At 46.8% G+C, this 5,076-nt stretch carries 5 protein-coding genes; all 5 read left to right on the top strand.

All coding sequences use genetic code 11. From position 1 onward, the window contains the following. Positions 1-224: 224 nt before the first annotated feature. The gene (locus QUA24_RS25355) at positions 225-788 is read left to right on the top strand and encodes a BRO family protein (protein ID WP_333233034.1); all 564 of its coding nucleotides are present in this window, start codon (positions 225-227) and stop codon (positions 786-788) included. Further along, entirely contained in the window at positions 785-2,203 is a 1,419-nt protein-coding gene (locus tag QUA24_RS25350; RefSeq protein WP_333233033.1) for a DNA (cytosine-5-)-methyltransferase, read from the top strand. Before QUA24_RS25355 ends, QUA24_RS25350 begins: the two co-directional genes overlap by 4 nt. Before the next feature lie 294 nt (positions 2,204-2,497). Then, entirely contained in the window at positions 2,498-3,253 is a 756-nt protein-coding gene (locus tag QUA24_RS25345) for a hypothetical protein (RefSeq protein WP_333233031.1), read from the top strand. A gap of 308 nt (positions 3,254-3,561) precedes the next feature. Next, positions 3,562-4,530, top strand: coding sequence for a hypothetical protein (locus QUA24_RS25340; protein WP_333233029.1), 969 nt, complete (start codon positions 3,562-3,564; stop codon positions 4,528-4,530). Positions 4,531-4,695: 165 nt separating this feature from the next. Beyond that, positions 4,696-5,076: hypothetical protein (locus tag QUA24_RS25335; protein WP_333233028.1), on the top strand; the 381-nt coding region annotated here is incomplete at its 3' end.

Genomic DNA, 5,076 nt, shown 5'->3' with positions numbered 1-5,076 from the left:
ACGGCAGTGTTTGTCAAGCAATTGGGACAACACTCATTGACTTATGTTGCAGGCTCAAGTCAGAAATTCAAACTCAAAGACCGTAAGGGTGCAGACATGGCGGAGTGGCCTGAAGATATCCGAGTCCGCCAGTTCCCGATCACCCAAGACTAACTCTCGACAATCCCGGCAGAGCTGACTGCAACCTCGGTTCTGCCGATCCAACTATACCTCAAGCAAAAACAATGCAAACTTACACTTTCAACAATCAATCAATCAAAATTCAACATATCAACAATCAAGCCTGGTTTTGCGGGGCGGATGTTGCACGGGCTATCGGGTACAAAAACCCGGCTGAGGCGATTGCTGACAATGTTTCTCCTAAAAATAGCCGCGCGCTAGATTTAGGAAAAAAAGGGCGGAAACCAATTTTTATATCTGAGGCAGGACTTTTTGAGTTAATTATGCGATCAACTTTACCCGCTGCCGCTCAATTCCAAGATTGGGCGCACGAACAAGTATTCCCATCTATCTTGCGAACCGGGACATACACTGGGCAAATGCCATTAGCGGAACTGGGTAGCTTAATGTCAGATTTGCCCGCGCTGATTACCAAAGAAAACTTAGCACCACCCAAACGCACATTCAAGGTCAGGGATTTGGTTGTAGTGGATTACGGCGGAGGCGATCGGCGTGAAGCGATTATTATTGATTTTCTTGACCGCTACATTTACGTTAAATTTCTCGATAGTGGCAAACCTGATTTTGTGGCTGCTAGTCAACTTTCAAAAATTGAGGCGCATCAATGAAACTATGTGCCGCCACATTATGTTCCGGTATCGGAGCGCCGGAACACGCTCTCGCCGATCGCTACGACTTTAAATTCTGCGCCGAAATTGAGAAATTCCCCAGTACCGTATTGGCTCATTACTACCCGAAAACACCCAATCTTGGCGACATCACAAAGATAGACGGGACGCTCTGGCGCGACAAGATCGACATAATAATTGGCGGCCCGCCATGTCAATCTTTCTCAATAGCGGGCGATCGGCAATCATTGCAAGACCCACGGGGAATGTTGACCTTTCAATACTTAGAATTACTCAAGCAAATTCAACCAGCTATAGCGATATACGAAAATGTCTATGGAATCCTCACAGCATCAGAAAATCCCTGGGGCAAATTTCTGGGTCTCGCTGTCGGCTCAGACGAAATCAACCCACCACTCGGACGATGGAAACGTGCAGGTATGGTTGCCGGAAAATATGTCTCCGTCGCGTGGCGGACACTCAATGCTCGAAATTTTGGACTCGCCCAAAATAGGGAGCGAGTCTACGCAGTTATCGTCAATTCTAGAAGGCTTGGAAGACTGGTTGGCGCGCCATCCTGGTTCAACAGCCGACGATTTCTCTCTGTATCTGGAGAGGTATCATTTGAGTTTGACGGCTGTGTCGGGGTTGCTGCGACGAAGCAAAGCACGAGGGAAAAAACTGCACCCAACACTGCGACACGCATTGAATTTCCTCCAGAATGCTCTGACACCCGTGGACAAGGACATGGCGGCGGTGGAAACCGAATTGATGGAATAGGCGCTTATATTCCGATCGCCGTTGGATTCGGCCCAATTGATTACGGAAATGGAGCGCAATCAGAATTGTCACCGACCTTGCGGCGAGCCGGTAAATCTAGCAACAGTTCAGCAGTGGCTTTTCCTGCTGTCGGATTCAGTAAGGTTGATGCAGGTGGCGATGCCAAAGAGGAATGTGCTCCTACGTTACGGGCCGGCAATTTCAAAAACTCACATATCAACGGCACAGCAAGCGGCGCGTCGATCGCCTACTCTGTGGATTGCCGACAAGCAACTTTGCGCCAAGAAATCTCTAATACTTTGCTGACAAAAGGTTCTGGTGGATGGTCGCTCGATCAAGTCTCCCCTGTCGTTAGTAGGCAAGTCTTGGGCTGGGAAATTCGCCGCCTAACCCCGATTGAGTGTGAACGCTTACAAGGCTTCTCAGACGATTACACCAACATTCCTTGGAGGAACAAACCATATTCTCCTAACAGTTTGCGCTACAAAGCTTTGGGTAATTCTATGGCTGTGCCGTGCTTGAGTTATATAGCCGATTGCCTAGACATGGTGTTGCAACGATATCAATCATTTTTTGCTCAATCCGATGCGCTTGACATTTATCTGGCTGGGCTTCAAGTTGAGGCAAAAGAATAGATAGCGCGCGATCGATTCAAGACAACCGAAGGGACACAACTATCTTTGTTTTGAGTGAGGTTTTATGCTTCAACATCCTGACTGGGGCTGGGGTGAGATTGCTGATATCGCGCCCGATCAAATCTTCCTCCGGTTTCCCGGTGGGTTTGGGGCTTGGTTCGATCGGGCGGACTTTATGGCGCGAATACCGCATAGGATGCCCCGATCAAAGTCCGAGGCGGTTGTTTATCGACACATGGGGTATGCGGTGCCGGAGTGGGATTAATCTTTGTTGTTGATAAATACGTACGCAAAATGAATACTCAACCAATTCCAAGAATAGTAGAAAAAGCCAATCCCGGATTTGAAGAATTTACCGCTGCTAATTTTGCCGAGCCACCGCAAGAAACTGATGAGCAAAAAAATCAACGTACAGCTTTACTTGAGCAAATCAAAGCCGAACAAAATCGTTTAAATATTGACAACGCAATGCTGGAATTCCTAATACACCAACAAACCGGGGCTACCCGGTTGGACAATGTATCGATTTTTAATGTGATGCTGTTTCGGGATTATTTGCGAGGTTTGGAATCTCGGCAAGTGTCTGTGGTTGAGCCACCGCCTTATCTCGACTTTGTGGATGGTATTTTGTATATGGGAGGAAACAATAAAGGCTTGATAGATAGTTGGGTTCACTTTCTGACTAAATCTCACGCATTTGCCGAATCAGGTAAATGGGATGTTGCGATCGAGCAGCGCTTTTCAAAATCCGTAAAGTATCAGGCAATAATTAAAGGAGTGGGCAGTGTTGAGGCTCTCAAATGGATTGAACAAAATTTCGATCCAAAAAAACATCCGCCGTTCCATCCGATCGCTGAATGGAAACGTCCCGACCCGATCGTCACTCCCAAAGGCACTGAGCGGATATGGATCGTAAAGGTGGATATGCAAGAAATTTTCAAAGGGAGCGAAACGGAAGCAAAACAACGCGCCTTTGAATCGGCTCAGAACCCAAAGACAAAAATTGTGAGTCTAGTTTCTCCAGACTTGAAACACAAGGTGTACAAATAATGAACTCCGGGAACGGGAAGGTTTCACCGACTGGGTTAGACACGCAAAATCAAATGCAAGACACAGCTTACGTAACAGTGAACAGTAAAAACATTTTAGTGCTGCGAAGGGTAGCTAAATACGGGTTTAAGCTTCGACTTAGAAAATCGGGGTATTTGGGAGAATACCTCTCAGATGAATCAGAGTTTTTGGAAAACTCACCCAGCCATTTGATAGAACTTTTGTCTGGTAAAACTATTTATCTGTAAGATTTAGCAGAAGAGTTAGGAAATACGAGAATAAAATGGTTGGAATAGTTAGGGGGCTAAATGCTAAATACTAAACGCATTCTAGTTAATTACAAGCAAAGTCGTTCATCAAATCTGGAAATTATAGCCAAATTGGAGAAAACTTTACTCGCAAATGTCCGGTGCGATCGCGAGTACAAAATGCCCCAAGGTTACATATCTTGGGAAACCCTCTCAAAAATTGTAACTGCCGGATTAATAACTTCCAAAGAATGCGGCTTGAGCGTTCCGGGGTTTGTACACAGCTACCGGATGTCGAGTTGGTTTATCGGTGATTACCCGATTTACTGCATCAAACCCGAAATCTTCGAGGCGTTTGACAACACGAACGTCCTCGAAAAACCGGGCATCTTAGCAAATTGGCAACCATCAATGCCTTATTTTGTGCTTGCGTTTCCCAAAGAGTGTTGCATAAAAGCTCCTGATGGCGGAACGCTTGATTATTTGGTAATTTACTGTGGAGGAGAAAAAGCAGAAGCGTTAAGATATCGCGGAATTGAATTGCAACCTTTTTCCAGCAAATATCGGCGCAACATTCAAATTGCGGGTATTGATACCAAAGAAACAGTTTGGATGTCGGGTACTGCCGTCGAGAGCGAGGGAAAACTCATTCACGACGGGGAAGATTGCGGAACCGACACTCTATCTCCCACAGATCGCGCTTTTATCAACCGGCTTCGCAATTTAGCGATTGGGGCGGCGCTGGTGATCGAATACACGCCGGAGCTGCTGTCGGATGTTTCCGCTAAAGAAACCGGAACTAAAGGATTTAACAAGCCAACCGATCGCAATCTTTCAATAGTGCGATATCCCCGCTGGCTGGGGGGAAATTACCAGCGCAAAGTGTGCACCGAACAATCGGGAATTCACGCATCCCCGCACTCGCATTGGCGGCGGGGACACTGGCGGAACTTAGAAGCTGGGGACGGCAAACGGTGGAAGGAAAACCGCAAACTTTGGATTGAGCCCGTGTTTGTAAATTCTTTTTAGTTTTAGCTATCAACTGTTTAATATTTACAGGAATCCAAAAAATGAAACGACACGAAATTAAACTCAAATTCACCGAGACAGAAGACGAATCAATCAGCGAAGTTTGTCGGTGCGAGTTTTGCGATCATCTGATCCGATTTTACCGACACAAGCGATGGCTAGGGGATGACTATCACGAGCAAAACGCAGACGGTAGTTTTCATCGACACTGTTGCCGACCGACTGGATGGTCAGACTCTGGGATTCCAGAAGGCTGGGAATATGCCCGATCAGATGATGATGATGATCGAGCTTGTTTTACTCGAAAAAAGTACACCTGTTTTAAAAAATGAGGTTGGCGACTCCCGCAGCACGAGATTTCAAAGGAGCATCGCCCACGAAAAAGATGGGGACAAGTGCGACATTGGCGGACAATTTACTGTCATCAATCCTGCCCAGACAATCGGCAAACCCTCAAGCATGGGGATGGATGATGGGATTCCCGCTGAACCGGGCGGAGTCGGTGCTGATGTCCCAGCTTGGCTCGCTGGGAATGAACGATCGGGA

It is taken from the genome of Microcoleus sp. Pol12B5, from assembly GCF_036701335.1.
GTDB lineage: Bacteria > Cyanobacteriota > Cyanobacteriia > Cyanobacteriales > Microcoleaceae > Microcoleus.
This window is presented reverse-complemented; position numbering and strand designations above follow the sequence as displayed.

What these genes read in the sequence shown, in the direction of transcription:
- QUA24_RS25355 (WP_333233034.1), top strand. Translation starts at nt 225, where the DNA reads ATGCAAACTTACACTTTCAACAATCAATCAATCAAAATTCAACATATC.
- QUA24_RS25350 (WP_333233033.1), top strand. Translation starts at nt 785, where the DNA reads ATGAAACTATGTGCCGCCACATTATGTTCCGGTATCGGAGCGCCGGAA.
- QUA24_RS25340 (WP_333233029.1), top strand. Translation starts at nt 3,562, where the DNA reads ATGCTAAATACTAAACGCATTCTAGTTAATTACAAGCAAAGTCGTTCA.
- QUA24_RS25345 (WP_333233031.1), top strand. Translation starts at nt 2,498, where the DNA reads ATGAATACTCAACCAATTCCAAGAATAGTAGAAAAAGCCAATCCCGGA.